This is a genomic window from Cryobacterium inferilacus (assembly GCF_019599185.1).
In the GTDB taxonomy this organism is placed as follows: domain Bacteria; phylum Actinomycetota; class Actinomycetes; order Actinomycetales; family Microbacteriaceae; genus Cryobacterium; species Cryobacterium inferilacus.
Window position 1 is genome coordinate 91,439 of sequence record NZ_JAIEUL010000004.1, and the last position, 26,477, is coordinate 117,915.

The following is a 26,477-nucleotide window of genomic DNA, read 5'->3' on the forward strand; positions in this document are numbered from 1 at the left end:
AAAACAAAGGGATGCAAGGGGGCTATCTGTGGCGGTACCGGTGGGATTTGAACCCACGGTGGAGTCTCCCCCACACAACTTTTCGAGAGTTGCACCTTCGGCCGCTCGGACACGGTACCGAGAGCGATTGTAGTTCAGGAACGGGCTCGCACGCGAATCCGGGCAACTGTCAGAGGCCGGCGGTACTCTCTCCTGCGTGACGAACGACACCTCCACTCCCCGTATTCTCTCCCTCACCCTGGGCGCGGTGGCCACCACGGCCGCCGTCGGCGCCGCGGCCACCGTCGGGTACCGGCGCTTCCAGCGGATGCTGGCAGCCAACGCCGCCGAGCTCAACGAGACCCTGCCGATCAACTCGCTCTGGTGGCGCACCCATGCCAAGGAGAAGGGCGACCTGCTCTATGTCGCGATCGGCGACAGCGCCGCGCAGGGCATCGGCGCCAGCGCGCCCAACCGGGGCTATGTCGGCATCCTGGCCGACCACATCCGTCTGGCCACCGGCCGTACCCTGCGGGTGATCAACCTCAGCGTCTCCGGCGCCACCGTGGAGCTCGCCGTGCGCGACCAGCTGCCCCGGTTCGTCAAGCTCAAGCCTGACTTCGTCACGGTCGCGATCGGCGCCAACGACATCGCCCAGTGGGATCCGGCGAAGTTCGAGGCCGGCATCCGCGAGGTGTTCGCGGCCCTGCCGCCGCACGCGATCGTGGCCGACCTGCCGTGCTTCCACCTGCCGCACAACGAACGCAAGGTGGCCGTGGCCAACCGCATCGTGCGCGAGGTGGCGGCAGAGCACGACCTCACCGTGGTCCCTCTGCACGCAACCACCAAACGCGAGGGCATCCGCAGCGTGCTCAGCCAGGTCGCCAACGACCTGTTCCACCCCAACGACCGCGGTTACCGCATCTGGGCGGATGCGTTCCTGCCCGAACTCAGCAGCGCGGTGGCACACCGCATTCCCCAGACGGTCGATGCCTGAGTGATCGGTGTCGGCGGCCGCGGCTAGGCTCGCTGACATGGCTAAACCCGTCTCGAACTTCCACTGCACCGAGTGTGGCTGGACCACCCTGAAGTGGGCGGGCCGCTGCGGCGAGTGCCAGCAGTGGGGCACCGTGGTCGAGGCGGCGGTGAAGACGAGCATCACTCGGTCCGTCACGCCGTCCTTCGTGAGCGGTCCCAGCGTTGCCCGGCCGATCACGCACGTCGACACCACCGCGGTGGCCCACTGGCCCACCGGAATCGACGAGTTCGACCGGGTGCTCGGCGGCGGCATCGTGCCCGGCTCGGTGATCCTGCTCAGCGGTGAGCCCGGCGTCGGCAAGTCCACCCTGCTGCTGGAGGTGGCCTCCAAGGCGGCCCTGGCCAAGTCACGGGTGCTCTACGTGAGCGCCGAGGAGTCGGTGGCGCAGGTGCGCCTGCGTGCGGAACGCACCGGCGCCCTGCAACCCGAGCTGTTCATCGCCGCGGAAACCGACCTGGCCACCATCCTCGGCCAGATCGACGCGGTCAAGCCCGACCTGGTCATCATCGACTCGGTGCAGACCGTGTCCAGTTCCCTCAACGACGGCCAGGCCGGACAGCCCGGCCAGGTGCGCGAGGTCGCCTCCACCCTCATCCGGCTCGCGAAAGACCGCAACCTGCCCGTGCTGCTGGTGGGTCACGTCACCAAGGACGGCACCATCGCCGGCCCCCGCCTGTTGGAGCACCTCGTCGACGTGGTCTGCCAATTCGAGGGTGACCGGCACACCGCGCTGCGCTTCGTACGCGCCCTCAAGAACCGATTCGGCTCCACCGACGAAGTGGGATGTTTCGAAATGACCGGAGACGGCATCAGCGAGGTCGCCGACCCGAGCGGACTGTTCCTCAGCCGTGGCACCACCGCGGTCTCGGGCACCTGCGTGACCGTGGCGATGGAGGGCCGTCGCGCCCTGCCGGTGGAGGTGCAGGCACTGGTGATTGACACCGTCATGCCCAACCCCCGCCGGGTGACCAACGGGGTAGACGGCTCCCGCGTCGCGATGCTGCTGGCCGTGCTGGAGAAACGGGTCGGCCACCAGTTCTCGAAGAAGGATGTCTACGTGTCGACGGTGGGCGGCGTGCGGCTGGGCGAACCCGCCGCCGATCTCGCCATCGCGATCGCGCTGACGTCCGCGATCCTCGACGAACCTATCGCCCACGACGTGGTGGCATTCGGTGAGATCAGCCTGGCCGGGGAGATCCGTCCGGTGTCCGCCGCGAAACAACGCGCCACCGAGGCTACCCGCATGGGGTTCAACACCCGCATCGACGCATCCAGCAGCACCGTGCAGACCGCGGTCAATCGGGCGCTGGGCACGGGCATCTCCCGCCGCGACGCCGAACTCGACGACGCGTTCAGGTAGACGACGTCCTCAGGTAGTGGGGCGTCGGCGACGCTGAAGGTTAGTCGGTCGGCTCCGAGTCGCCGGAGTCCGGGCCGGCCTGGCCGGTCTCGGCCTGGTCACCGATCGGTCCGAGCGCGCGCAGCAGGTCCGCCGGGGCGGCCTGCATCACGGCCGGACCGGCCACGTCGAAGAACACCATTTCCAGGGTCTCCTTGTGCACGGTGAGGAATTCGCGCAGCCACTGGCCGTCGGCGACCATCACCTGCGGGTTGACCTCGTCGGGGATCATGCGCGCGTAATTCTCGCCGGAGGAGAAGAGCAGCAGGGTGCGCTTGTCGCTGCCTTCCCGGCCGAAGACCCGCACCTGTTCGGCGGATCCCTTGACCACGAGCAGCGGTGCGATCACCACGTCGTTGCGCAGGGCGTAGGCCACCGCCGCCACGTCTTGCTTGGCCAGTGCGGTGGCGAGGGCTTCTGATCGGGTGTCCGAGGTCGCGTTTGTCACGTGACCCATTCAATCATCCGTGGCCGCGGCGCGGCCAGTCGACGCCTCAGCCCGCAGCGAACGCCGCCGTGCCGAGCCCGGCGTCAGTTGAGCAGGAACTGGGTGGGGCTGGCGGAGGCGAAGCCGCCCACGGTCACCGACAGGTAGTACGACGCGCCCTCGCCCGGCACGGCCTCACGGTCGATGATTTCGCAGGTCTCCGGGCTCGACCGGGTGCGATCCCAGACCAGCGGGGTGTCGGTGGCCACGGCGACACCCGGCTCCAGGGTGACCATGGCGTCGGCGGGTTCGGTCTGGCAGTCGGTGGAGGTCCAGTACACGTCGGCGCCGCTGGTGATGGTGAACACCTGGGTGGAGGTGCCGGCATTGAGGTCGCACGGTGTGGTGCCGGTGTTCGTGACGCTGAGTGAGAGTTCGGGGTTGTCGTCGGGGTCGTACGAGTCCTGGTCGGTGATGGCCTCGACGAGCACATTGGCCGGATCGCAGGCCGTGCTCACGGGCTCACCGGTGTCGGCGGTGGCGACCGGGTTCGTGGTCGGGGCGTCGGCCGGGGCAGGCTCGGCACCGGTGCCGGGCCGGAAGAAGATGAGCAAGACGATCACGAGAACGGCCAGAACGCCGAACCCCACCATGAGGCGGCGGCGCCGGTAGACGCTGCTGGGGGTAGGTCCGACGGGAGGCTTGGTCGTCGACATGTTCCCAGGGTAACGAGGTGCACTGTCACCGCCGGTAATGCGTTGCGTGTCGGACAGGAATCCGGCTGAATCCGCACAACGCGAACGGCGCCGATGGGCCACCCGACCCGGGAGCCGACGATACGTGATCGTCGACTCTCGGGCCGAGACGGTCCACCGGCGCCGCCGGTGCTGCCTGGGCCGGTTACGGCTGCGTCGCCACCCGACGATGACGCATCAGTACGGCACCGAGGAGCAGAAGCAGCACTCCTCCGGCCAGCCACGGGCTGGCGTCCAGCCCGGTCTGGGCCAGACCGGATGCGGTGGTGCCACTGGCGGCCACCGTGATGTCGGTCCAGCCGATCACTGCCCCGTTCGCATCCTGCACGATGATGCGGTGAGCACCGGCGGAGAGGTCCGTCGGGAGCGTCACAGTCACGGCGCCCGCTTCACTCACCTGAAGCCAGCCGCCCAGGTTGACCGGTGTGGAACGTACCCAGGCGGAGACGTACTGGCCGGTGTACTCGGTTCCAACGGTGATCGTGACGCTGGCTCCGGCGGTGACCGTGGAGTCGCTCAACGTGATCTTGTCCTTCAGCAGCGCCGTCAGAGCGGATTCCGAAGCTGCCGACGGCTGCGCGGTCGGAGCCGCCGGAGCTGTCGGAGCTGTCGGAGCTGTCGGCACGGTCGGGTCGGTCGGCACGGTCGGGACGGTCGGGACCGTCGGGACCGTTGGGACGGTCGGGTCGGTCGGCTCGGTCGGCACGGTCGGCACGGTCGGCACGGTCGGCTCGGTCGGCTCGGTCGGGTCGGTCGGCGGGATGACCGGGGTCGGCTCGTCCGTCGGAGCCGGGGTCGGCTCCTCCGTGGGCTCCGTCGTCGGGGCCGGGGTCGGCTCGTCGGTCGGGGCCGGAGTCGGCTCCTCCGTGGGTTCCGTCGTCGGGGCCGGGGTCGGCTCGTCAGTCGGGGCCGGGGTCGGCTCGTCCGTGGGGACCGGAGTGGGCTCCGTCGTCGGGACCGGGGTCGGCTCGTCGGTCGGGACCGGAGTGGGCTCCGTCGTCGGGGCCGGGGTCGGCTCGTCCGTGGGGACCGGGGTGGGCTCCGTCGTCGGTACCGGGGTCGGTTCCGTCGTCGGCGTCACGGCGAGGGGAACGCGCACCACGGTGCCGGATTCCTTGGCCGTCAGGGTGATCTCGCTCGTAGCCTCGGCATCGGCGGGCACGGTCACGGTCACGATCGCCGTTCCCGTCTCGTCGACTGTCACCGGTGCGAAGGTGTTCTCGCTGGCTCCCCAGGACACGGCGAGTTCGGTGTTCTTCGGTGCACCGGTCGAGCTCAGGTTGAGCTGCGACACGGTGAAGGTCACCTCGTCACCGGCCGTCACCGTTTCCGGAACGCCGACCACTGACGCCTGTCCGGCCGCGAAGGACGGCGAGATCGGGCTCTGCGCGGTGATGTACGAGATCCAGGCATCCCGGTCGACAAGACCGGAATCACGGGTGCCTGTTCCCTCGGTGAAGACGCGGAAGTTGTCACCGCCGGTGATCAGGAAGTTGAACGAACCGATCCGGTAGTCCCGGTCGAGGTCGACGGGCTCGCCGTCGATCCAGATCCCGGTGATCCGGTCGCCCTCGTCGCGGGTGGCGTCGAACGTGTAGTTCACGTTGTCTGACAGTCCCAGCTGCAGGTACGGCCGGCTCGGCACCGCGCCGGCGGCGTCGCGCTGCCACTGCTGTTCCAAAGCCGTCTTGAACTGCGCCCCGGTGAGGGTCGTCGTCCACAGGTTGTTCAGGAACGGCAGAACGGCGTTCGCCTCGGCGACGCTGACGTCGGAGTCCGGGGTCGTCAGCAGGTCCGCGCGCATACCGCCGGGGTTGACGATGCCGATCTCGGCGCCGCCCTTCGCCGGGTCGGCGAGGGATTCGCGCAGGGAGTTGGCGATCAATGTGCCCAGGGTGGATGGTGCGGCACGGTCCTCGACCACGGGGCTGGCCCCGCCCACGGAGGCGCGGGTGACGGGGGCGGTGATCGAGCCGACCGTGACGTTGCCGGTCACGGCGGCTTCCGCGAGGGCGGCATCCGTGATCGTCTTGACCGTGGCGACACGCGGGTACGCGGCCACGAGATCGGCGTCGGCAGCGGTGCTGCGCTTGACGTTCTCGTTGGTCACCGTGCTGGCGGTGTCGGTGGTCGGGTCGTAGCTGAGCACAACGTGGCCGATGTTCTCGCCGTAGTTGCCGGTCTGCAGCACCGGGCGGGTCACCCCTGCCTCGGCACCGGGAACCTGGGTGTTCCAGGCGTAGGTCTTGTGCGTGTGACCGGTGAAGATGGCGTCCACGGCCGGCGACGTCTCGGTGACGATCTTGGTGAAGGCGCTGTCGGTGTCGGCCAGTTCCTCCTCGAGTACCGGGTTGGAGGTGCTGTTACCGCCCGCTCCCTCGTGGTATTCGGCGATCAGGACATCCGCCTCACCGTTCTCGAGGTTGCCGTCGGTGAGCGCAGCGGCCACGCGGTTCACCGCGTCGACGGGGTCACCGAAGCTGATCGAGGCGATACCGTTCGGGGTGACCAGGGTGGGGGTCTCCTCGGTGACGGCGCCGATCACGCCGACGGTCACGCCGTCGATCTCGAACAGGGCGTATTCCTGCAGCGCCGGGGTCTCGGTGCCCTTCAGATAGACGTTGGCTCCGAGGTATTCGAAGTCAGCGGCGTCAGCGACCCGACCGGTCAGGTCGTCGATTCCCTGGTCGAATTCGTGGTTGCCCACGGCCGAGGTGTCCAGTTCGAGCGCGTTGAGCACGTCGATGGTCGGCTGGTCCTGCTGTGACGCCGAGGCGTACAGCGAGGCGCCGATGTTGTCACCGTCGGACAGGAACAGGGTGTTGGCGTCACCGAACTCCGCGCGCAGCTTCTCCACGGTTCCCGCGAACTTCACGGTGTTGGAGTCGATGCGGCCGTGGAAGTCGTTGATGTTGAGCAGGTTGATCTCCACCGGCTCCGCGCTGGCGAGGTTCAAACCGACGACCACGGGGTCGTGGTCGGAGGAGCGGAACGCGTCGGCGACATAGAAGTCGGTGACGTTGTTGTTGTACCGGCTGTACTCGAGTGCGACGGATTCGACGGAGTTGATGTTCCAGACGTCGACGTCGGCGACGGTGGCGTTCGCGGCGGGTGAGGCGAAGATGTGGTCGAGCGAGCCGACCGTGCCGCCGAAGGCGTAGGTGTACTCGCCGGTCTTGGCCTCCTGGCTCAGGTAGCCCGCGTCGGTGATCACCTTGATCGGGTCTTCCTGGTCGTAGGCGTTGAAGTCACCGGTGAGGAAGACCCGGCCGATGCCGGTGTCGGTGGTGAGGGTGTCGGCGAAGGAGACGAGGGCGGTGGCCTGGGCGACCCTGGACGCGTTCGACGCACCCTGGCCGTCTCCGGTATCCGCGTCGGCTCCGGTGCCCGATCCCTTGGACTTGAAGTGGTTGACGATCACCTGGAAGGCGCTGCCGGCGTCGCCGACCAACTGGAAGGCCTGGGCCAGCGGCTGCCGAGCGTTGTCGAAGGCAGGGTCGGCGAAGATGGTCGATGCTCCGACGGTTTCCACGGCGGCCTTCTTGTAGATGAAGGCGGTGCGGATCACGTCTTCGTTGGCCGGAACACTGGCCGGGGAGGCGACGAACGCCCACTCCTCTGTGCCCAGGTCGGCGTTGAGCGCGTTGACGAGGTCGCCGAGGGCGGTGTCGCGGTCCTTGCCGAATGCGGCGGAGTTCTCGATCTCTTCGAGCGAGATCACGTGAGCGTCGAGGGCGTTGATCGCGGCGACGATCTTGGCCTGCTGGCGCTCGAGGTTGGCCTCGTCGGCGGCTCCTCTGGCGTCGCAGCCCGAGTTCACCGTTGTGGGTGCTCCGGCGCGGTCGGTGTAGTACGTGCAGCCCTGGATCGAGTCACCGGTGGTGGTGAAGTAGTTGAGCACGTTGAAGCTGGCCAGGCGGATGTCGCCGCCCACGGCGCGGGGAGCGTCGGTGCGGGTGTTGGTGAACGTGGCCGGCTGCACGGTGGCGGCGTTGGCCGGCACGAGCTCGGTAGTCGGCTGGAACTTCCAGGTGCTGTTGCGGTAGTCCAAGATGACCGGGCTGGTGAAGGTCACCGCGGCACCGATGCGCACGGGCTCGGTGGTCGACAGGTACGGCACCGGCTTGTCCTTGTTGGCCGAGCTGAGGTAGTTCGTCGACGCGCCGTCGTCCAGCGTGACGGCACGGGCGGCATTCGCCTCCAGCGCCTGGGTGTACTCGGCCGTGCCAGGGCGGGCGGTCACGGTGGCGCCGACCAGCGGTGTGGTGCCGGCGGCCAGCCCGATCTCGGCGTACTGGTTGGTGGTGTAGTTGTTGGTCACGGTGAAGTCGCCGGCGGGGGCGATCAGCATGCCCTCGAGGGACTCACGCTCGGCCGCCGTGGCGGGCAGGTTCACCGTCGCGGGCGCGGGCGCCACGATTCCGGCGGCATCCAGCGCCGCAATGTCGGTGAGTGCACCGACGGAGAGCTGGGTGAGGCCGTAGTAGTCGCTCACCACACCGGTGACCGACAGGTAGTCGCCGACGGCGACGGATGCGGTCAGGTCCGCGGTGTAGATGAAGATTCCGTCCGATGCGGCGTGGCCGGCGAGGTCCACCGCTCCTCCGGTTCCGGGGGTCTGCAGGTAGAAGCCCTTGAACCCTCCGGTCGGGAAGGCGGCGGTGACGACACCGGTGGTGGTCACGGTGTTGCCGGCCAGGGGGCTGGCATCCGTCGTGCCCTGGATCGCGTTGATCGCGACGGTCTCCACCGGTGCGGGCGTTCCCGTGGGTTCGGTGGTGGGCGTGGGCTCTGGCTCGACCGGAGCGGCACCCGTTGAGGACGTGGGCGTGATGGTGGCGGCCAGGCTGAAGTCCGTGGCGTTGCTGTCGGTGTCGATGCCCGACGTGCGGTTGATCGACTTGACGTCGGTGGTGGAGCTCGGTGCCGTGGCGACGGCGCCCTCGAAGGTCAGCGAGCTGCCGTAGCCGAGCAGGTCGATGACGTCGGGGTTGCCGGTGGCATCTCCGGCGGCGAGTGTGAGAGCCGAGGTGGACTTGGCAAGGATCAGGGTGCCGGTGGTGCCGCTCGGGTTGAGCGTGCTGGTCTGGTCGGGCGTGGGCAGAGCCGCGCCGTTCGCGCCATTTGCGTTCGAGGCACCGGAGACGAGGTAGTAGCCCTTCGCCGGGATCGTCCCGGTGAGGGCGACGGCGCTCGGGGCGTCAGCCACGGTACCGGTGGCCTTGCGGTACTGCAGCGACCACGCGCTCAGGTCGATGGCGGCATCCGTGGGGTTGTAGAGCTCCACGAATTTGGCCGAGTAGGCCGCTCCGGCGCTGCCGCCGCTCAGGTAGGCCTCGTTGATGACCACTCCCGTGCCCGCGGTATCGGCCCGCGCGGGTAGGGCCACGACCGGGGCGGCCGCGAGGCTCACTCCGATCACGGATGCGACAGCCAGCGTAAGCCGGCTTCGGGGGACGAGCGACATGGTTCTCCTCAAGTGGGACGATCGGAATGCGGGTACCAGACAGCAATCAGCGGCGCCAGCGTAGGGATGACGGGTGACGCTCCGGGACCGCAAGCGTGAACGCCTGGTGTACGTGGGAGCCTCGACTGACGTGGCCAGGAGCCTATGGACGCCGCATTTCGGGCGCGTTACAGCGCGGCGCATCGCTCAGATGAGCAGGAAAGTGCCGTTCCGGCCCACATTTGAGCGGGCGGCGGGATCAGCCGAGGCGCTTGAGCATCCGGGTGTTGCCGAGGGTGTTCGGCTTGACGCGGGCCAGGTCGAGGAACTCTGCGACACCCTCGTCGGGCGAGCGCACCAGTTCGGCGTACACGGCCGGATCCACGGTCTCGGTACCCATGTCGACGAAACCGTGCCGGCCGAAGAAGCCCACCTCGAAGGTGAGGCAGAACAGGCGGCTCAGGCCGAGCTCACGGGCATCCGCTTCGAGACGGTCGATGATGGCGTGCCCCACCCCGTGCCCGAGCCAGTTTTCGGCCACGGCGAGAGTGCGCACCTCACCGAGGTCCTCCCAGATCACGTGCAGAGCGCCGCAGCCGATGAGGTTTCCCTCCAGGTCTTCGACCACCCGGAACTCCTGCACGGCCTCGTAGAAGACCACGCGGTCTTTGCCGAGCAGAATGCGCTGCTGCACGAGCGGTTCGACAAGAGCCTGGATGTGCGGCACGTCGCGGGTCTGGGCCCGACGCACGATGAACTCCTGCTTGGTCACGCCCGCCCACTCCCCTGGCCGCGCACGGCCGTTGCTGTTGTCTCGTTCGAGAAACCAAGTCTACGGCGGCGCCGTGCGCCCAAGACCCGGCCTACGCCGGCGAGACCTCCTCCGGCCTACGCGGCGGCGGGCCGCCGGCGACGCCTGGTGGGCGGGAGGGTCCGGGTCAGGTTCTGCCGGATGATCGCGGCGACGAGTGTCGCCACGCCCACCGTCCCGGCAATCCAGTGCAGCCCGTAGCTACCGTCAGGTCCGGGAAAATACGAGCCGATGTCGAAGGCGAAGACCGAGCAGAGCAGCGCGATGACGGCGATGGCCACTGGCGAGGCGCCCAACGAGACCGGGCCCTTCGCCTTCCACCCGATCACAAGCACTGCCGGCAGTGGCAGGATCGCCACGATGTACACCCATACCGGCAGGGCATACGGGTAGGCGCCGGCCCACCTGTCCCGGGTGGTGACGCCTGGGCCCTCCGGCACATTGGGCGTGGCGCCCGTAGCGAGGCTCACCATGCCGTTCATCACGATCCACAGTGGTCCGATCACCAGGTACACGATCAGGACCGTCGCCGGGACATAGGCCGCAATCCTCTCGATCCGGCGTCGGCGTTCGCTCCCCGTCGATGATTCCGGCGTTTCGACACCCATCGTGCTCCCCCGTTGCTGCAACAACACAGGCCCGGAGCGTGCCCCGGGCCTGTGTTGAATGCTGATGTCTCTTACTCGCTGGTGATGGCCAGATCGGGCGTGCCCGGTCCCGTGCCGACACCCGCGGCGGTGTTGATACCCACCGAGACGGCCTCTGCACGGTTCGTCGTGGTGAACACGTACTCCCCGTCGACGAAGTCCACGTGCACGTGGTCGCCGGCGTTGAGCTCGCCGTGCAGGATCTTCTCGCTCAGACGGTCCTCCACCTCGCGCTGGATCGCGCGACGCAGCGGCCTGGCACCGAGTGCGGGGTCGAAGCCGACCTCGATCAGGTGTTCCTTCACCGCGAGGGTCAGGTCCACGGTCATGTCGCGGTCGAGCAGTCGGTCGCCCAGACGCTTGATGAACAGGTCCACGATCTGCAGCAGTTCCGGCTTGGACAGCTGCGGGAAGACGATGATCTCGTCGACGCGGTTGAGGAACTCGGGCTTGAAGTGCTTCTTCAGCTCCTCGTTCACCTTTCCGCGCATCCGGTCGTAGCTGGTGGCCGTGTCGCCCTCGAGCTGGAACCCGACGGGCGAGCCGCTGATGTCCCTGGTGCCGAGGTTGGTGGTCATGATGATGACGGTGTTCTTGAAGTCGATCACGCGACCCTGGCCATCGGTCAACCGACCCTCTTCCAGAATCTGGAGGAGCGAGTTGAAGATGTCGGGGTGAGCCTTCTCGATCTCGTCGAACAACACCACGGAGAACGGCTTGCGGCGCACCTTCTCGGTGAGCTGTCCACCCTCTTCGAAGCCGACGAACCCGGGAGGCGCACCGAACAGGCGGGAGACCGTGTGCTTCTCGCCGTACTCACTCATGTCGAGCGAGATCATGGCGGCCTCGTCGTCGAAGAGGAACTCCGCGAGCGCCTTGGCCAGCTCGGTCTTGCCGACGCCGGTGGGGCCGGCGAAGATGAACGAACCGCTCGGACGCTTCGGGTCCTTCAGGCCCGCACGGGTGCGACGGATGGTCTTGGCGAGCGCCGAGATGGCCTCTTCCTGACCGATGACGCGCTGGTGCAGTGCCTTCTCCATGAAGACGAGCCGCGAGGACTCTTCCTCGGTGAGCTTGAAGACCGGGATGCCGGTGGCCTGGGCCAGGACCTCGGCGATCAGGCCCTCGTCGACCACGGCGGTGGTCTTGACGTCGCCGGACTTCCACTTCTTCTCCAGGCGCAGACGTTCGCCGAGGAGGTTCTTCTCCTCGTCGCGCAGGCCTGCGGCCTTCTCGAAGTCCTGGTCCTCGATCGCGGTCTCCTTGGCGGCACGAACCACGGCGATCTTCTCGTCGAATTCGCGCAGCTCCGGCGGGCTGGACAGGATCGACAGGCGCAGGCGTGCGCCAGCCTCGTCGATCAGGTCGATGGCCTTGTCCGGCAGGAACCGGTCGGAGACGTACCGGTCGGCGAGGTTCGCCGCGGCCACAAGAGCGCCGTCGGTGATGGACACCTTGTGGTGCGCCTCGTAGCGGTCGCGCAGACCCTTGAGGATGTTGATGGTGTGCGGCAGCGACGGCTCGTTCACCTGGATGGGCTGGAAGCGGCGCTCGAGCGCGGCATCCTTCTCGAAGTGCTTGCGGTACTCGTCGAGCGTGGTCGCACCGATGGTCTGCAGTTCACCGCGGGCGAGCAGGGGCTTGAGGATCGAGGCCGCGTCGATGGCGCCTTCGGCGGCACCGGCTCCGACGAGGGTGTGGATCTCGTCGATGAACACGATGATGTCGCCGCGGGTGCGGATCTCCTTGGTGACCTTCTTCAGGCGTTCCTCGAAGTCACCGCGGTAGCGGCTGCCGGCGATGAGCGAGCCGAGGTCGAGCGAGTAGAGCTGCTTGTCCTTCAGCGTCTCCGGCACATCGCCCTTGACGATCGCCTGGGCCAGGCCCTCCACGACGGCGGTCTTGCCGACGCCGGGCTCACCGATGAGTACGGGGTTGTTCTTGGACCGGCGGGAGAGGATCTGCATGACCCGCTCGATCTCCTTCTCGCGCCCGATCACCGGGTCGAGCTTGTTGTCTCGCGCCGCCTGGGTGAGGTTGCGTCCGAACTGGTCGAGAATCTGGCTGCCCGCGGGGTTGGCTGCGGTCTCGTTCGCGCCCACCTGCACCTGCTCCTTTCCCTGGTAGCCGGAAAGGAGCTGGATGACCTGCTGGCGCACCCGGTTGAGGTCGGCACCGAGCTTGACCAGCACCTGGGCGGCCACGCCCTCGCCCTCGCGGATGAGCCCGAGCAGGATGTGCTCGGTTCCGATGTAGTTGTGGCCGAGCTGCAGCGCTTCGCGCAGGCTTAGCTCAAGCACCTTCTTGGCACGCGGCGTGAACGGGATGTGACCCGTGGGCTGCTGCTGGCCCTGACCGATGATGTCCTGCACCTGTTCGCGCACGGCATCCAGGGAGATGCCGAGGCTCTCCAGGGCCTTGGCGGCCACGCCTTCACCCTCGTGGATGAGACCGAGCAGAATGTGCTCGGTTCCGATGTAGTTGTGGTTGAGCATCTTGGCCTCTTCCTGGGCCAGGACGACGACACGACGAGCTCGGTCGGTAAATCTCTCAAACATATGAACACTCCCTTGGCGCCAGGGCGGTTATGGCACCGATACAAAGAGAGTAACCAGCGGATGCCCGGATGCGTGCCTCTGTTCGCCGTGGGCGTGACGGATGTGACGCGACGTGCAGGCTTTACCCGGGTTGCCTCGCCGCCTGCGCAGGGGTCGCACTTGCGCATGCCAACGATAATCGATATGTTCAGCCTGGATATCATATCGATAATCGTTAGGAGAGCATCATGGTACGCACACCAGCCGCGAAGGCCGCCAGGGACGCCCGCCTCGAACGCCGGCTGGGCCGCGGACTCACCTGGCTGGTGCTGGCGGGAAGCGTGGTGTTCGGGGCGCTGTCGGTCGTGATCGGCGCCGTCTCGCTGATCGGGCAGCTGATCAGCGATCGCTTCGCCGTGACCCTACTGGTGGATACCGCCCTGCCTGCCGAGGCCTCGGCCGGCACCGCCGAGCTGGTGGACGGCACCTTCAGCACCGCAGACGTCATCGTGTCCGGGCTCAGCGTCCTGCCCCGCTTTCTGCTCACCCTGGAGGGGGCCACGGCTGTGGCGACAGGTCTGCTGGTGTCGGTCACCGTGGGGTACTTCTGCTGGAGCGTGCTGCGCCGGCGCCCCTTCAACCGGCCGGTCTTCTGGCTAGTCGCTCTGGTCGGGTACGCGCTGGTCCTCGGCACTGTCCTCGGTCAGGGCTTCGGCGGGCTGGGCCGCATGATGGCGGCCGACGAACTCAGCGCAGCGGCCGGTGCCGACTTCTGGCCGCTGGCCGCGCTGATCGACCCCTCCCCCGCCGTGGCCGGCCTGGTGATCCTGGTCGCGGCCGCCGCCATCCGGGTGGGCCAGCGCCTGCAGCAGGACACCGCGGGGCTGGTCTGATGGCGCCGGAGAGCGACGAGGAGTCCACGGGCATCCACTGCCGACTCGACGAGTTGCTGGTGGAACGGGGAATCACCCTCACCCGGCTGAGCGAGCTGGTCGGGGTCAGCGTGGTCAATCTGTCGGTCCTCAAGAACGACAGGGCCAGGGCCATCCGTTACTCCACCCTGGCCGCCGTCTGTGTCGCCCTGGACTGCGAGGTGGGTGACTTGCTCGTTCGCGCCGACTGAGAACCCATCGCCCTGCTCGTCCGCGCCGACTGAGAGCCATCGCCTGCCCTTGCGAGGGGTCCGGAGAGCGCAAATACTGTCAGCATCCGGCTCCACGATTTTCGCAACCTGCAGCGGCAGGCGAAAGGCGGTGGCACCATGGACGGCTCCCAGAAATCCGCCGGTCCTCGCACTGCGGGCACCATCGAGACCGACCCGGCCGACGAGATCGCCCGTCTCTCCGCCGAAAACGCCCGCCTACGCGGGCAGCTCGGCCCGGCCGCCGAACACCGTGCGGCCGCCAGGTGGCGGGCGTTCTTCGCGGCTCTGCTCATCACCATCGGCGTGATTCTGGCCCCGGTCAGTGTCGTGGCGTACTGGACCAAGGGCTACATCAACGACACCGACCGATTCGTCGCCTCGCTCGCCCCGCTCGCGGAGGACCCGGCCGTGCAGGCCTACCTGGTCGACGAGATCGTCACCGTCGTGAACGACAATGTCGACATCGAGGGGATCACGAGCGATCTGTTCGACGGGCTGGCGAACCTCGACCTCCCGCCGGCCGCCCAGAATGCGTTGGGCCTGCTCGAGCAGCCCGCGATCCAGGGGGTTCAGGGCCTGATCAGGTCGACGGCGACGAACATCGTCGCCTCGGATGCCTTCGCCCAGCTCTGGGAACAGGCGCTGCGTACCAGCCAGACCCAGGTCATCGCCGCGCTGGAGGGCGATACCGGCGGGGCCCTGGTGATCAGCGATACCGGCGAGATCGGCATCCAGCTCGGCCCGATCATCGACGAGGTGAAGACCGAGCTCGTGAACCGGGGTTTCTCGCTGGCACAGAATATCCCCGAGGTGGACCGCACCATCGTGGTCGCCCAGTCGGACTCGCTGGTGCAGGCGCGCACGGGGTATCAACTGCTCAATGTGCTCGGTTTCGTCCTGCCCGTGGTGAGCCTGGGCCTGATCGCGCTCGGGGTGCTGGTGGCCAAACGCCGCTCCCGCACCCTGATCTGGGCCGGTCTGACCCTTGCCCTGTCGATGGCGATCCTCGCCGCCGGCATCGCCGTTGGCCGGATCCTCTTCATCAGCGCACTCTCGCCCACCTATCTGCCCAACAACGTGGCCCAGGCCCTCTACGACGCGGTGGTGCCGTTCATCAACACCACGGCGCTGTCGGTGGGTCTGGTCGGGTTCACCGTGGCCGTTGTGGCCTATCTGGCCGGGCCGTTCCGCGGCTCCGGCATGCTGCGTCGGTCGACCATCGGCACCGCCGCCAGCATCAGGGCGGCGGCCGGCAACGCCGGCATCACGACCGGTGGTTTCGGCGCGTTCCTGTACCACTACCGGCGCCTGGCGCACGTGCTGATCGGGTTGGCCGCCGCCGCCGTGGCCATCTTCTGGCGGCCGCTCACTCCCCCGGTCATCCTGTGGACGGCGGTGCTCGCCCTGATCGCGGTGCTGCTCGTCGAGGTGCTGCAGCGCCCGCCCGTGGCGCCGCCGGCGACGCCGCTGGCCGGGGCCGCCCCCGGCGACGGACCCGGCCCGGCCGGTCCGGCCGCCCGCACGGATACCGCGGCCAACCCGACCCTTCCGCTCCCGCCGGGGGACCCGGACAACCTGCGCGGGCAGACCGGCCCCACCGAGCCGCTCGAACCGATCCGTGCGGACAGCAGGCCGGATTAGGCTCACACTGTGAGCAATCTCGAGACCGAACCCGCCGAGCTGGTCTGCGACGCCCAGGCCGCCGTGGCGTCTGATCCCACCGTCGTCATCCTGGCCCCGCGGGACGTGCCCCTGGGCGGCCTGCGCGCGATGAACGTGCGGCGCACCCTGCCCCAGCGCGAGCGCAGCCTGATCGGCGCCTGGTGTTTTGTCGACCACTACGGTCCGGACGACGTGTCCGTCACCGGCGGGATGGTGGTGCCGCCGCATCCGCACACCGGGCTGCAGACGGCGAGCTGGCTCTTCGCCGGCGAGGTGGAGCACCGCGACAGCGTCGACAGCCTCGCCCTGGTGCGGCCGGGCGAACTGAACCTGATGACCGCCGGCGCCGGCATCAGCCACTCCGAGGTGTCCACCCCGAACACCACCGCCCTGCACGGCGTGCAGCTGTGGATAGCGCTCCCCGACCTCACCCGGCACCAGGCGCCGCACTTCGAGAACCACGTCATCGCTCCAATCGTGCGCAACGGTGTCACCCTGCACGTGTTCCTGGGCACTGTGGCCGGGCACACCGCCGACGCCACCGCAGACACCCCCCTGCTCGGCGCACAGATCGACCTGCCGGTCGGCACCGCCATCGACCTCGGGGTGCAGGGGTCCTTCGAGCACGGGGTACTCGTCGACACCGGCACCGTGAGCGTCGCCGGCAGCACCGTGCACAGCACCGAGCTTGGCTTCATCGAGGCCGGCCGCACGGGCATCCGCCTGGAGAACACCGGCGACGGCCCGGCCAGGGTGGTGCTGCTGGGCGGGGAGCCGCTCGGCGAGCAGATCGTGATGTGGTGGAACTTCATCGGCCGCAGTCACGAGGAGATCATCGCCTGGCGCGCCCAGTGGCAGCTCGAGGTGATCGATCAGGCGGATGCCGCGGGCCGGTTCGGTCAGGTGGCGTACCACGGGTCGGCCCTGCCGGCACCCGAGCTTCCCACCGTCAGGCTCAAGCCCCGCCGGTGAGCCCGACCGGGTCGCCCGTCCGGCGTTACTGCACCGCGCTGGTCAGTCGGGCGAGGTTGTCCAGAATCGTGGACTTGAGCGGCTGCTTCATCCATTCCTCGAGGGTGAGTTCACGGCTGTCGGCGCGGTAGCCGTCCTCGACGGCGCGCAGCTGTTCCACGAAGGAGCGCCCACGCACCATCATCGACACCTCGAAGTTGAGGCTGAACGAGCGCATGTCCATGTTGCTCGACCCGATCACCGCCACGTCATCGTCGATGGTGAAGTGCTTGGCGTGCAGCACGTACGGCGCCTTGTACATGTAGATCTTCACGCCGGCACGCAGCAGTTCCTCGTAGTAGGACCGCTGAGCGTGGTAGACGAGGGCCTGGTCGCCGATCTCCGAGACGAACAGTTCCACGTGCAGGCCGCGCTGCACGGCGGTGGTGACGGCGTACATGATCGACTCGTCCGGCACGAAGTACGGGCTGGTGATCACGATGCGTTCCTGGGCGTAATACAGCAGCGCGAGGAACAGGCGCAGGTTGTTCTCGCCCTCGAAGCCCGGCCCACTGGGCACGATCTGGCAGTCGATGGCATCCGAGACCTGCACCGGGTGCACGGGCTCGATGTCGCGGGTGAGCAGTTCGTTGGTCTCGCTGTACCAGTCGGTGATGAAGATGGCGTTGAGGCCAGACACGATGGGGCCCTCGAGCCGCACCATCAGGTCCTTCCACTTCAGGCCGCGGCGCAGATTGCGCTTCATGTTGTAGCTGCGGTCGATCACGTTCTGCGAGCCCATGAAGCCCACCCGGCCGTCGACGATCACGAGCTTGCGGTGGTTGCGCAGGTCGGGGCGCTGCCACTTGCCCTTGAACGGCTGCAACGGCAGCATCAGCTGCCACTTCACCCCGGACGCGGTGAGGCGCTGTTTCGTTTCCTTGAAGCCGGGCTTCCGCATCGACTGGATGTGGTCCATCAGCACCCGCACGGTCACGCCACGCTTGACGGCGTTCTCCATCGCGTCGAAGAACGGGCCGGTGGTGTCGTCGAGCGAGAGGATGTAGAACTCGACGTGCACGTACTTGGTGGCCTGGTCGATGTCCGCGGCCATGGCGGCGAGGGTCTCGTCGTAGTCGCCGTGCAGCCGGGCACGGTTGTCGCCGACGAGCGGCATCGAACCCAGGTTGCGGTTGAGCTCCACCACCGATTCCAGCCAGCCGGGCCACGGATGCTCCCGCTGCACCCGTTCCATCCCCGCGGTGCTGTCGAGGATGAACTGGTTGATCTCCGCCTGCATCTCCACCCGGCGCTTGGGCAGGGTGCGGAAGCCGATCAGCAGGAACAACAGGGCACCGAAGTACGGGATCAGGAAGATCGCCAGCAGCCACGCCATGCCGGAGGTAGGCCTGCGGTTGCGCGGGACGACGATGATCGCCACCACCCGGATGGCAAAGTCCACCAGGAAGGCCACCACAAGCAAGATGGTGGACAGTTCAATGCCGAACACGGTCAGTCGGCCGGGGTGTCGAGGCCGAGCCTGGCTCGCTCGTCAGCTTCGATGCGCGCGTACGCGTTCCGTTCGGTGCGGTCGGCGCGGATGATGGCGCGCATGATGATCCAGAAGATCACCCCGACCAGAACGGTGGGCGCGAGCGAGTACAAAGCGTTGGCCCAGAAGCTATCCATAGTCCCTCCAGCCTACGCGAACTCCGCCCGCACCCCGGCGGCCGTCCTCCCAGCGGGGGTGGGGGCGGGGCTGGGGGCGGCTATTTGACGAGGATGCCCCAGATGCCGGAGCCGAGCAGGTACAGTCCGACACCGCCGACGAGGATCCAGATCAGGATCCGGTTCGTCGACGGGCCCTTCTTGCCGCCGTCGTCGTCTGGCTTCAGCTCGTCCTTGGGCAGGTAAGTCATCATGACCTCACTTTACCAAGGGGAAGAGGATGGTCTCCCGGATACCGAGGCCGGTGAGGGCCATCAGGAGCCGGTCGATGCCCATGCCCATTCCGCCGGTGGGCGGCATGCCGTGCTCGAGCGCGCGCAGGAACTCCTCGTCCAGGCGCATGGCCTCCGGGTCTCCGCCGGCGGCCAGCCTGGCCTGTTCGACGAAGCGTTCGCGCTGAACGACGGGGTCGACCAGCTCGGAGTACCCCGTCGCCAGCTCGAAGCCGCGGATGTAGAGGTCCCACTTCTCCACGACACCGTCGATGGAGCGGTGGCCGCGCACCAGCGGGCTGGTGTCCACCGGGAAGTCGAGCACGAACGTGGGGCGGACCAGATCGGCCTTGACGAAGTGCTCCCAGAGCTCTTCGACGTACTTGCCGTGGATGGGGTGGTCGACCTCGACGCCCTCGGCCGCGGCGAGGGCCTGCAGCTCGGTCAGCGGGGTGGCCGGGCTGATGGTGCGGCCGACCGCGGCGGAGAGGCTGTCGTACATGCTGATCCGGTCCCAGTCACCGCCCAGATCGAACTCGGTGCCGTCGGCCCAGGTCACCACGTGCGAGCCGCCGGTGATGGCGGCCGCGGCATCCTGGATCAGCGTCTGGGTGAGCTCGGCGATGGAGGTGTAGTCGCCGTAGGCCTCGTAGGCCTCGAGCATCGCGAACTCGGGCGAGTGGGTCGAGTCCGCGCCCTCGTTGCGGAAGTTGCGGTTGATCTCGTAGACCCGGTCGATGCCGCCGACGACGGCGCGCTTGAGGAACAGCTCGGGCGCGATGCGCAGGAACAGTTCGGTGTCGAAGGCGTTGCTGTGCGTGCTGAACGGCCGGGCGGAGGCGCCGCCGTGCATGGTCTGCAGCATCGGCGTCTCGATCTCGAGGAAGCCGCGGCCGGTGAACGTGGCGCGCAGGCTCGCCACGGCCTGGGAGCGCTGCACGACGGTGCGGCGGGCCTGCTCGCGGGCGATCAGATCGAGGTAGCGGCTGCGTACCCGGGTCTCCTCGCTGAGTTCGGAGTGCAGGTTGGGCAGCGGCAGCAACGCCTTGGCGGCGATCTGCCAGTCGGTGACCATGATCGACAGCTCACCGCGGCGGGAGGAGATGACCTCGCCGGCGACGAAGACGTGGTCGCCGAGGTCGACGAGGTCCTTCCAGGCCGCGAGGGACTCCTCGCCAACGGCGGCGAGCGAGACCATGGCCTGGATGCGGCTGCCGTCGCCGGACTGCAGGCTGGCGAAGCAGAGCTTGCCGGTGTTGCGCAGGTGAACGATGCGGCCGGCCAGGCCCACGGTGTCGCCGGTGGCGGCATCCGCTTCAAGCTCGCCGTACTGAGCACGCACGGCCGGGATGGTGTGGGTGACGGGCACCGATACCGGGTATGCGCCGCCGCCGGCGGTGGTGGCCGCCTGGTTCAGGCGGTCCCGCTTGGCCAGGCGCACGGCCTTCTGCTCGGACAGTTCGGCCGCGGCCTGGGCGTCGTCGTTGTCATCGGGCACGGCGTCGGGGGTGGTGCTCATGCGGTTTCTCCGTCGGTGGGCGTACACGGGCCAGGCCGGTACCCCGTTGAAAATCGGTTAGGGGATGTCCAGTGAAATGTTGTCGATCAGCCTGGTGCTGCCGACCATCGCGGCGACCAGCATTCTGGCCTGGCCGCGATAGTCGTCGTCGACCACCAGGTAGGTGTGCGGATGCACGACAACGAGATAGTCCAGTTTAACCAGAGGCGAGGCGCCGATCACCGCGTGGGCGGCCACAATCGCCGCCGGGACCCCGCCGTGGGCGGCGGCCGCGGCGGCCGTCAGGCCCACCGACAGCGACCTGGCGGCCGTGCGCGCCGGCTCGTCGAGGTTGCGGTTGCGGCTGGACAGGGCGAGACCGGTGTCTTCGCGCACCGTGGGAACGACCTCGATGCTCGTGCGCAGGTTGAGGTCCGCGACCATCCGCTCCACCAGGAACACCTGTTGGGCGTCCTTCTGACCGAACACGGCGACATCCGGCTCGACGATGTTGAACAGCTTCGCGACGACGGTGAGCATGCCGTCGAAGTGACCTGGCCGGGCCGCGCCCTCGTAGAGGCTCCCGACGGCTCCGGCGGTCACGCGGGTGGTCGAGGCTCCATCAGGGTACATCTGGCGGGTGTGCGGGGCGAAGACGAAGGTGGCGCCCTCCTCGGCCAGGGCGGCGACGTCGGCGTCGAGGGTGCGCGGGTAGGTGTCGAGGTCTTCGTTCACGCCGAACTGCAACGGGTTGACGAAGATCGACACCACGACGATCTGGCCCAGGGCCACGGCCCGGCGCACCAGCGCCCGGTGCCCGTCGTGCAGGGCGCCCATGGTGGGTACAAGCACCACGTGGGCGTCTCCGCCCTTGGCGGCGATGTTCTGCTTGGCGAGGCACAGCCGGCCCTGCAGCTCGTCAATCGTGGTGATGACTTCTGGCTTGGTGAGCACGGTCACGGGTCCTCCGGGTCGAACGGGTCACGCGGGTGGGTCGGGTAGATCTGGTCGTCGAGTTCGTCCAGCGGATGCGCTGCGCCGAGCCGGTCGGCGCCGGTGCGGCTGAGCGCATTCTCGATCGCCGATCGCACGAGCGGGGCGATCACGGCGCCGGCCTGGTCGATACCGATGCCCTGCAACAGCCGGGTGGACTGCTCCACAATAGCCGTCGAGAAGGCCGTCGCCGTCTCGATGGCCTCGGCGTACGCGGTCCGGTCCGCCTCGGCGACGATCACCGGTTCCCCGCCCATCTCCACGACCAGGGCCTGCCCGATCGGCAGCACCGGGCCGGGCGCGGTGACGGCGAAGTAGCTGTCGGTGAGGCGGGCGATGTCCAGGCTCGTTCCGGTGAAGGTCATGGCCGGGTGGATCGCCAATGGGATCGCCCCCGAAATCAGCGCCGGCCGGAGCACGTCGGTGCCGTACCTGGCGGAGGTGTGCAGCACCAGTTGACCCGGCTGCCAGGTGCCCGTGGCCGCGAGCCCTGCCACCAGGCTGTCGAGCTGATCGTCGGGAACGGCGATGATGACCAGTTCGCTGCGCTCCACGATCTCCGGCACGGTCAAGACCGGCACGAGTGGCAGGATCGCCTCGGCGCGGTCACGGCTGGCCTGCGAGATCGCGGAGATGCCGACCAAGGCGTGGCCGGCGCCGGCGAGGGCGGCGGCGAGGATCGGGCCGACGTGCCCTGCGCCGATGACGCCGATGCCGAGGCGGCCGGGTCGGGCGGTCACGTGGTCACCTCGAGTTCGCGGTTCCAGTGGTGGCTGGTGTCGGAGTCGGAGGCGGCGATCGCCCCTGCGGCGATGGAGTCGAAGAGTCGGGCGGCCTCGGCCACGTCGATCACGCCGAGGCTGGCCGTGACCGGTCCGGTGACGGTGTGCAGCCGTGCGGTGGCGAGTCGGAGCCGGCGACGAACCGGGCCCTGGTGGATGGCGACGCTCTGCAGCCGGGCCAGGGGGACGAAGACCAGGTTGCGGGCCACCACCCCGCGGCGAATCAGCGCCGTCCCCGAGGAGAGGGCGTACCCGGTGCGACGCCAGGAGAACGGGCGGAGCCAGGCCGCCCGGCGTGGCGCGCTGCTGAAACCGTCGCCTTCGCCGCCGCGGGAGAGCAGGCCACGCTCGATCAGGGCGTGCTGGTCGGCACCGGTGAAGGCCGGCAGCACCAATTCGAGCACCCGAGTGACGTCGTCGAGGGTCCCCACCGGCAGGATGGTGGTGGCGGCCTGACCTGCGGCGCCGTCGTTGGTGGAGTGGCCGGCCTTGTTGATGCTGACCTGCCACCAGCCGAACGGCCGCCAGAGCAGGGGCTGGGTCACGCCGATGGCGTGGATGCGGCCAGGCGGCAGGGTTTCGTTGCTCGTGGTGAGCAGCCCGAAACCGACCCGTACTCCGTCGGGGGTGCCGGCGATGCTGAACCGCAGCGACTTGGTGATCCGGGAGAAGTAGTAACCAAAGCTGGCCAGCAGGAACGGGAAGATCGCCACCAGCAACCAGCCGGTGCTGCCGGAGACCACGCTCACGATCACCGCGACAATGGCGATGACCACGACGACCGTGAAGCTGCTGAGCACGATCGAGCCGATCAGGCGCAGCAGCGGAATGCGCACCACCGATTCCGGTGGCGCCGCATCCGGATCAAGCTCAGGCGCGAGAAACTCGCCCACTCTGGCGGTCGCGTAGCCGCCCAGGCCGGTCCGCGCCTGGCCGACGGTGTCGGCCGCAGACGGCTCGCCCGGGAGAGAGCCCGAGGCGACAGGCATCCCCGTGGCCGGGTCAGCGGTCGCGGCCGCGGTCTGCCGAGGCGCCCTGGCTCCGCCCGCCGCGTGCAGGATGTCCCTGCGCAGGCCGTCGGCCAGCGCGGAGCCCAGGTAGGCCAGTTGCACGTTGGCGTCCTGCCCGGCGACACTGACCTCGAGTTTCGCCGCACCGAACAGCCGCGGGATGAGCGGCCGTACGATGTTGACGCCCTGGATGCGATCCAGCCGGGCCTGGCGGTGGCTGCGGAACAGCACCCCGCTGCGCACCTCGACGGATTCGTCGCCGACCCGGAAGGTATGCATCCGCCAGGACAGGGCGAAGACGACCAGGATCACGACCAGCACGACCGCGGTGGCCAGCAGGGCCCAGCCCACGGCGCCGCGCTGGTAGATCTCATCGAGCGGGTCGCCGGACTCCCGGGGAATGCCGAACACCATCTCGACGACCCGTTCGCGCAGGTTGGCGATCAGGAAGCCGAGCAGGGCGAAGATGAAGATCCCGCCGCGCAGCAGCGGGCTCGCGGGATGGAGGCGGTGCCACTCCCCGTCGGCGAGCGTCACAATCCGGCCCGCCGGCTTTCGGCCAGCTCGACCAGCCTGTCGCGCAGGGTATTGGCGTCGTCCTCGGCGAGGCCGGGGATGGCCACGGCGGAGGTAGCGGCGGCGGTGACGAACTTGAGGTCGGCCAGGCCGAGCCAGCGGGCAACGGGACCGCGGGTGATGTCGACCAGCTGCATGCGGCCGTACGGCACCGATACGAATCGTTGGAACATGATGCCGCGACGAAAGAGCAGGTCATCGGCGCGCAGTTGATAGCCGATGGACCGCACCCGGCGCGGTTCGAACGCCACCGAGACCAGCACGATCAGCGCGAGGGCGCCGCCGACGATGGCGGCCCAGGTCTGGTCCAGGAGCAGCCAGAGCAGCCCGGCGGCGACACAGATCATCACGAGGAAGATCAGGCTGCCGACGATTTCGACCATCACGTACTTGGGTGACACCCGCTGCCACTCACCGGCCTCCGGCAGGTCGAGCCTGGTGCCGACCGGCGGCACGACGGGGGCGTCTGTCGCAGCAGCGGGCTGTTCGGCGGCGATCGCCGGTTCCGTCACCGCGGGCTGGGCGGCCGGCAGAGCCGGTTCGGTCGGCGCGGCCGGTCCGGTGTCGGTGTCTCGGTAGTCAGACACGTGCTGCGCCCCCTTCGTCGTGATCGTTGTCGTCGTCGGGCGGCAGTGTGCAGAAGTGCTCCGCCAGAAGGCCGCCCGCGAGCAGGATTGCGGCGCCGAGCGCCATCCCGATTGCGAGCCACAACGATGCTACCGCCGGTATTACCGTGCGGGTCAGGATAAAGCCGACGATCCCGACGCCGAGACCGAGCAGCAGCGCCCCGCTCAGGCTGGACGCCTTGGCGAGGACGGCGACTCGCATGGCCATGAACGGGTCGACCCGACTGGCCGCCTTGCCCCGGGTGGACTGGCGGATCCGCCAAGCCAGGGTGAGCAGGATCGCCGTGATCAGCACCAGCGCCAGCGGCAAGGTGTACGGCGGCACAATGATGGCCCAGCCGGCTGCGGTGGCGCCGATTTCGGCCAGGAACGCCACGACCAGGCCGACCAGGGCCAGAGCCAGCAGCGGAGTCGCCCTGGTGCGTCTCATCGACCGTCTCCATCGATGGTCACGGTCGGGTCGGTGTCGTCGTCAGGGGTGCCGGGCGCCGGGCGGCCGGGCTCGTGGTGCAGGGTGTGCTCGTGCGCCACCTCGGTGTGGGAGGGGTCGGTGCTGGCGGTCACCGGGTGCGCGCGGGCGGTGCGGGCGGCCACGGCCAGGAGTTCGCTCACCCGGCCGCGTCCGGGCAGTTCGGCGTCCGGGTCGATGTCCAGCCACGGTGCGAGCACGAAGTCGCGGTCGCCGGCGCGCGGGTGCGGCAGGGTGAGCCTGTCGTCGTCGATGCGAAGGTCGTCGATGCTGATCAGGTCGATATCCAGGGTGCGGTCGCCCCAGCGTTCGTCACGCACACGGCCGTGGTCGGCCTCGATGGCGTTCACGGCGTCGAGCAGCGCGTGCGGCTCTCCCGCCCAGCGCAGCGTGATCACGAGGTTCAGGTAGCCGGGGGCCGAGAGGTCGACCCCACCCGGCTTGACGGCGTCGGAGGCGTACACCGGCGACACCGCGGTCAGCACGGCCTGGTCCAGGTCGGCGATGGCGCGCACGGCGGCGGCGATGGTGGCCTCGCGGTCGCCGAGGTTGCTGCCGAGCGCCAGCACGGCGGTGGGCGGGGCGGCGGACATCGAGGGCCCGGTCACGGTCGGCTCCGTTCGATCTGCACCGAGACATCCGCGAACGGCACCTCGATCGGGGCTGCCGGTTTGTGCACCGTCACGCGCACCCGTTCGGCCGCGTCGTGGGCGAGAACCACCTCGGCGATCCGCTCGGCGAGGGTCTCGATCAGGTCCACCGGGTCCCGTCGCACGGCCTCGGCGACCTCCACGGCAAGTTCGCCGTAGTGGATGGTGCTGGCCAGGTCGTCTCCGGCGGCCGCGGCCCGGAAATCGAGCCACACCGTCACATCGATGACGAATTCCTGGCCGTTCGCGCGTTCGAAGTCGAATACACCGTGATGTGCGGTGATCCGCAGACCGGTGAGGGTGATCGAGTCAGTGCTCATGACCCTATTCTGGCCGAATCGACCCGGGCCAGCACGTTGAGCGCCGTTCGGGTTCCCGCGACATCGTGCACCCGCACGGCCCAGGCCCCCGCCTGGGCGGCGAGCACGCTGAGCACCGCGGTCGGCAGGTCGCGCTCGAGAACGGCGGCGTCCGCGGGCAGCACTCCGGCGAGGAAACGTTTGCGGGATGCCCCGACCATGACCGGCAGGCCGAGGGGAGCGAAGGCGTCGAGCCTCGCGAAGACGCGCCAGTTCTGCTCGGCATCCTTGCTGAAGCCGAGGCCGGGATCGAGGATGATCTGGTCGCGTCGCACACCGGCGGCCTGCAGGGCCGTGACCCGTTCGGTGAGCTCGGCGACCACGGTGGCGACGACGTCGTCATAGGTCGACAGGGTGTCCATCGTGCCGGCGTGTGCGCGCCAGTGCATGGCGATGTATGGCACGCCGGCGCGGGCGACCACCGCGGCCATGGCCGGGTCGGCGAGGCCGCCGGAGACATCGTTGATGATGTCGGCCCCGGCCGCCACCGCCCGTTCGGCGGTCTGGGCGTTGAGGGTGTCGACGCTCGTGCGGATGCCGTGTCGCTTCAGCTCGGCGATGACCGGCAGCACCCGGTCCTGTTCCACCTCCGCGGCCACTCGTGTGGCGCCGGGGCGGGTCGACTCGCCGCCGACGTCGATGAGATCGGCGCCCTCGTCGCGTAGCTGCAGGGCATGTCGCACCGCGGACTCGGTACTCGCCCACCGGCCGCCGTCGCTGAACGAGTCCGGGGTGACGTTGAGCACGCCCATCACCAGGGTCATGCCGGCACCCAGG

Annotated in this window: 24 protein-coding genes and 1 tRNA gene; 6 read left to right on the top strand and 19 right to left on the bottom strand. The window is 68.6% G+C overall.

Annotation, left to right across the window (positions count from 1 at the left end; translation table 11 throughout):
- Nucleotides 1-29: 29 nt before the first annotated feature.
- A tRNA-Ser gene (locus K2F54_RS05365) sits at nucleotides 30-119 on the bottom strand.
- A gap of 77 nt (nucleotides 120-196) precedes the next feature.
- Here K2F54_RS05365 and K2F54_RS05370 point away from each other — a divergent pair.
- Nucleotides 197-976, top strand: a complete 780-nt coding sequence (locus K2F54_RS05370) for an SGNH/GDSL hydrolase family protein (protein WP_308287527.1) — start codon at nucleotides 197-199, stop codon at nucleotides 974-976.
- Between the two features lie 37 nt (nucleotides 977-1,013).
- Nucleotides 1,014-2,378 carry a DNA repair protein RadA gene (gene radA, locus K2F54_RS05375; protein WP_220604830.1) on the top strand — a complete coding sequence of 455 codons (1,365 nt, stop codon included), beginning with the start codon at nucleotides 1,014-1,016 and terminating at the stop codon, nucleotides 2,376-2,378.
- Between the two features lie 40 nt (nucleotides 2,379-2,418).
- On the opposite strand, the gene K2F54_RS05380 is transcribed toward radA, so the two are convergent.
- The 6 genes from K2F54_RS05380 to K2F54_RS05405 all read right to left on the bottom strand — a co-directional run bounded on the left by K2F54_RS05380 (nucleotide 2,419) and on the right by K2F54_RS05405 (nucleotide 13,061).
- Nucleotides 2,419-2,865 carry a dehydrogenase gene (locus K2F54_RS05380; RefSeq protein WP_220604831.1) on the bottom strand — a complete coding sequence of 149 codons (447 nt, stop codon included), beginning with the start codon at nucleotides 2,863-2,865 and terminating at the stop codon, nucleotides 2,419-2,421.
- An 83-nt stretch (nucleotides 2,866-2,948) separates the two neighbouring features.
- Nucleotides 2,949-3,560 carry a hypothetical protein gene (locus tag K2F54_RS05385; RefSeq protein ID WP_220604832.1) on the bottom strand — a complete coding sequence of 204 codons (612 nt, stop codon included), beginning with the start codon at nucleotides 3,558-3,560 and terminating at the stop codon, nucleotides 2,949-2,951.
- Between the two features lie 184 nt (nucleotides 3,561-3,744).
- Nucleotides 3,745-9,066: an ExeM/NucH family extracellular endonuclease gene (locus K2F54_RS05390; RefSeq protein WP_220604833.1), complete on the bottom strand. Its 5,322-nt coding sequence runs from the start codon at nucleotides 9,064-9,066 to the stop codon at nucleotides 3,745-3,747.
- Nucleotides 9,067-9,304: 238 nt separating this feature from the next.
- Nucleotides 9,305-9,817, bottom strand: a complete 513-nt coding sequence (locus K2F54_RS05395) for an amino-acid N-acetyltransferase (protein WP_220604834.1) — start codon at nucleotides 9,815-9,817, stop codon at nucleotides 9,305-9,307.
- Nucleotides 9,818-9,933: 116 nt separating this feature from the next.
- The gene (locus K2F54_RS05400; protein WP_220604835.1) at nucleotides 9,934-10,464 is read right to left on the bottom strand and encodes a hypothetical protein; all 531 of its coding nucleotides are present in this window, start codon (nucleotides 10,462-10,464) and stop codon (nucleotides 9,934-9,936) included.
- Nucleotides 10,465-10,535: 71 nt separating this feature from the next.
- Complete coding sequence (locus K2F54_RS05405) at nucleotides 10,536-13,061, bottom strand: ATP-dependent Clp protease ATP-binding subunit (RefSeq protein ID WP_220604836.1); 2,526 nt, start codon at nucleotides 13,059-13,061, stop codon at nucleotides 10,536-10,538.
- Between the two features lie 227 nt (nucleotides 13,062-13,288).
- Between K2F54_RS05405 and K2F54_RS05410 the strand changes: the two genes are divergently transcribed.
- The 4 genes from K2F54_RS05410 to K2F54_RS05425 all read left to right on the top strand — a co-directional run bounded on the left by K2F54_RS05410 (nucleotide 13,289) and on the right by K2F54_RS05425 (nucleotide 16,818).
- Nucleotides 13,289-13,933 carry a hypothetical protein gene (locus K2F54_RS05410; protein WP_220604837.1) on the top strand — a complete coding sequence of 215 codons (645 nt, stop codon included), beginning with the start codon at nucleotides 13,289-13,291 and terminating at the stop codon, nucleotides 13,931-13,933.
- The gene (locus tag K2F54_RS05415) at nucleotides 13,933-14,163 is read left to right on the top strand and encodes a helix-turn-helix domain-containing protein (RefSeq protein WP_220604838.1); all 231 of its coding nucleotides are present in this window, start codon (nucleotides 13,933-13,935) and stop codon (nucleotides 14,161-14,163) included. Before K2F54_RS05410 ends, K2F54_RS05415 begins: the two co-directional genes overlap by 1 nt.
- 138 nt (nucleotides 14,164-14,301) lie before the next feature.
- On the top strand, nucleotides 14,302-15,825 hold the full coding sequence (locus tag K2F54_RS05420) for a hypothetical protein (protein WP_220604839.1): 1,524 nt from the start codon (nucleotides 14,302-14,304) through the stop codon (nucleotides 15,823-15,825).
- A 9-nt stretch (nucleotides 15,826-15,834) separates the two neighbouring features.
- Nucleotides 15,835-16,818 carry a pirin family protein gene (locus tag K2F54_RS05425; RefSeq protein ID WP_220604840.1) on the top strand — a complete coding sequence of 328 codons (984 nt, stop codon included), beginning with the start codon at nucleotides 15,835-15,837 and terminating at the stop codon, nucleotides 16,816-16,818.
- A gap of 25 nt (nucleotides 16,819-16,843) precedes the next feature.
- Here K2F54_RS05425 and cls read toward each other — a convergent pair whose 3' ends face one another.
- The 12 genes from cls to folP form a co-directional block, all read right to left on the bottom strand.
- Nucleotides 16,844-18,313 (bottom strand): cardiolipin synthase, encoded by a 1,470-nt coding sequence (cls, locus tag K2F54_RS05430; RefSeq protein WP_255576760.1) that lies wholly within the window; start codon nucleotides 18,311-18,313, stop codon nucleotides 16,844-16,846.
- Complete coding sequence (locus K2F54_RS05435) at nucleotides 18,310-18,486, bottom strand: hypothetical protein (protein ID WP_220604841.1); 177 nt, start codon at nucleotides 18,484-18,486, stop codon at nucleotides 18,310-18,312. Before K2F54_RS05435 ends, cls begins: the two co-directional genes overlap by 4 nt.
- A gap of 80 nt (nucleotides 18,487-18,566) precedes the next feature.
- The gene (locus K2F54_RS05440; protein ID WP_220604842.1) at nucleotides 18,567-18,719 is read right to left on the bottom strand and encodes a hypothetical protein; all 153 of its coding nucleotides are present in this window, start codon (nucleotides 18,717-18,719) and stop codon (nucleotides 18,567-18,569) included.
- 4 nt (nucleotides 18,720-18,723) lie between these two features.
- Nucleotides 18,724-20,256 (bottom strand): lysine--tRNA ligase, encoded by a 1,533-nt coding sequence (lysS, locus tag K2F54_RS05445; protein WP_220604843.1) that lies wholly within the window; start codon nucleotides 20,254-20,256, stop codon nucleotides 18,724-18,726.
- A gap of 57 nt (nucleotides 20,257-20,313) precedes the next feature.
- The gene (panC, locus tag K2F54_RS05450) at nucleotides 20,314-21,189 is read right to left on the bottom strand and encodes a pantoate--beta-alanine ligase (protein ID WP_220604959.1); all 876 of its coding nucleotides are present in this window, start codon (nucleotides 21,187-21,189) and stop codon (nucleotides 20,314-20,316) included.
- A 2-nt stretch (nucleotides 21,190-21,191) separates the two neighbouring features.
- A complete protein-coding gene (locus K2F54_RS05455; RefSeq protein ID WP_220604844.1) occupies nucleotides 21,192-21,968 on the bottom strand; it encodes a Rossmann-like and DUF2520 domain-containing protein in 777 nt (258 codons plus the stop codon).
- On the bottom strand, nucleotides 21,965-23,557 hold the full coding sequence (locus K2F54_RS05460; RefSeq protein ID WP_308287531.1) for a PH domain-containing protein: 1,593 nt from the start codon (nucleotides 23,555-23,557) through the stop codon (nucleotides 21,965-21,967). Before K2F54_RS05460 ends, K2F54_RS05455 begins: the two co-directional genes overlap by 4 nt.
- The gene (locus K2F54_RS05465; RefSeq protein ID WP_308287532.1) at nucleotides 23,554-24,183 is read right to left on the bottom strand and encodes a PH domain-containing protein; all 630 of its coding nucleotides are present in this window, start codon (nucleotides 24,181-24,183) and stop codon (nucleotides 23,554-23,556) included. The genes K2F54_RS05460 and K2F54_RS05465 overlap by 4 nt, the downstream gene beginning before the upstream one ends.
- Nucleotides 24,176-24,652: a DUF3180 domain-containing protein gene (locus K2F54_RS05470; RefSeq protein ID WP_220604845.1), complete on the bottom strand. Its 477-nt coding sequence runs from the start codon at nucleotides 24,650-24,652 to the stop codon at nucleotides 24,176-24,178. The genes K2F54_RS05465 and K2F54_RS05470 overlap by 8 nt, the downstream gene beginning before the upstream one ends.
- On the bottom strand, nucleotides 24,649-25,299 hold the full coding sequence (folK, locus tag K2F54_RS05475) for a 2-amino-4-hydroxy-6-hydroxymethyldihydropteridine diphosphokinase (RefSeq protein WP_308287533.1): 651 nt from the start codon (nucleotides 25,297-25,299) through the stop codon (nucleotides 24,649-24,651). The genes K2F54_RS05470 and folK overlap by 4 nt, the downstream gene beginning before the upstream one ends.
- On the bottom strand, nucleotides 25,296-25,661 hold the full coding sequence (folB, locus tag K2F54_RS05480; RefSeq protein ID WP_220604846.1) for a dihydroneopterin aldolase: 366 nt from the start codon (nucleotides 25,659-25,661) through the stop codon (nucleotides 25,296-25,298). Before folB ends, folK begins: the two co-directional genes overlap by 4 nt.
- Nucleotides 25,658-26,464: a dihydropteroate synthase gene (gene folP, locus K2F54_RS05485; protein WP_220604847.1), complete on the bottom strand. Its 807-nt coding sequence runs from the start codon at nucleotides 26,462-26,464 to the stop codon at nucleotides 25,658-25,660. The genes folB and folP overlap by 4 nt, the downstream gene beginning before the upstream one ends.
- Nucleotides 26,465-26,477 lie beyond the last annotated feature (13 nt).

Bases quoted from the DNA above. Each gene is read 5' to 3' on its own strand.
- radA (WP_220604830.1), top strand. From the start codon at position 1,014: ATGGCTAAACCCGTCTCGAACTTCCACTGCACCGAGTGTGGCTGGACC.
- K2F54_RS05385 (WP_220604832.1), bottom strand. From the start codon at position 3,560: ATGTCGACGACCAAGCCTCCCGTCGGACCTACCCCCAGCAGCGTCTAC.
- K2F54_RS05390 (WP_220604833.1), bottom strand. From the start codon at position 9,066: ATGTCGCTCGTCCCCCGAAGCCGGCTTACGCTGGCTGTCGCATCCGTG.
- K2F54_RS05400 (WP_220604835.1), bottom strand. From the start codon at position 10,464: ATGGGTGTCGAAACGCCGGAATCATCGACGGGGAGCGAACGCCGACGC.
- K2F54_RS05405 (WP_220604836.1), bottom strand. From the start codon at position 13,061: ATGTTTGAGAGATTTACCGACCGAGCTCGTCGTGTCGTCGTCCTGGCC.
- K2F54_RS05410 (WP_220604837.1), top strand. From the start codon at position 13,289: ATGGTACGCACACCAGCCGCGAAGGCCGCCAGGGACGCCCGCCTCGAA.
- K2F54_RS05415 (WP_220604838.1), top strand. From the start codon at position 13,933: ATGGCGCCGGAGAGCGACGAGGAGTCCACGGGCATCCACTGCCGACTC.
- K2F54_RS05420 (WP_220604839.1), top strand. From the start codon at position 14,302: ATGGACGGCTCCCAGAAATCCGCCGGTCCTCGCACTGCGGGCACCATC.
- K2F54_RS05435 (WP_220604841.1), bottom strand. From the start codon at position 18,486: ATGGATAGCTTCTGGGCCAACGCTTTGTACTCGCTCGCGCCCACCGTT.
- K2F54_RS05440 (WP_220604842.1), bottom strand. From the start codon at position 18,719: ATGATGACTTACCTGCCCAAGGACGAGCTGAAGCCAGACGACGACGGC.
- lysS (WP_220604843.1), bottom strand. From the start codon at position 20,256: ATGAGCACCACCCCCGACGCCGTGCCCGATGACAACGACGACGCCCAG.
- K2F54_RS05470 (WP_220604845.1), bottom strand. From the start codon at position 24,652: ATGAGACGCACCAGGGCGACTCCGCTGCTGGCTCTGGCCCTGGTCGGC.
- folB (WP_220604846.1), bottom strand. From the start codon at position 25,661: ATGAGCACTGACTCGATCACCCTCACCGGTCTGCGGATCACCGCACAT.
- folP (WP_220604847.1), bottom strand. From the start codon at position 26,464: ATGACCCTGGTGATGGGCGTGCTCAACGTCACCCCGGACTCGTTCAGC.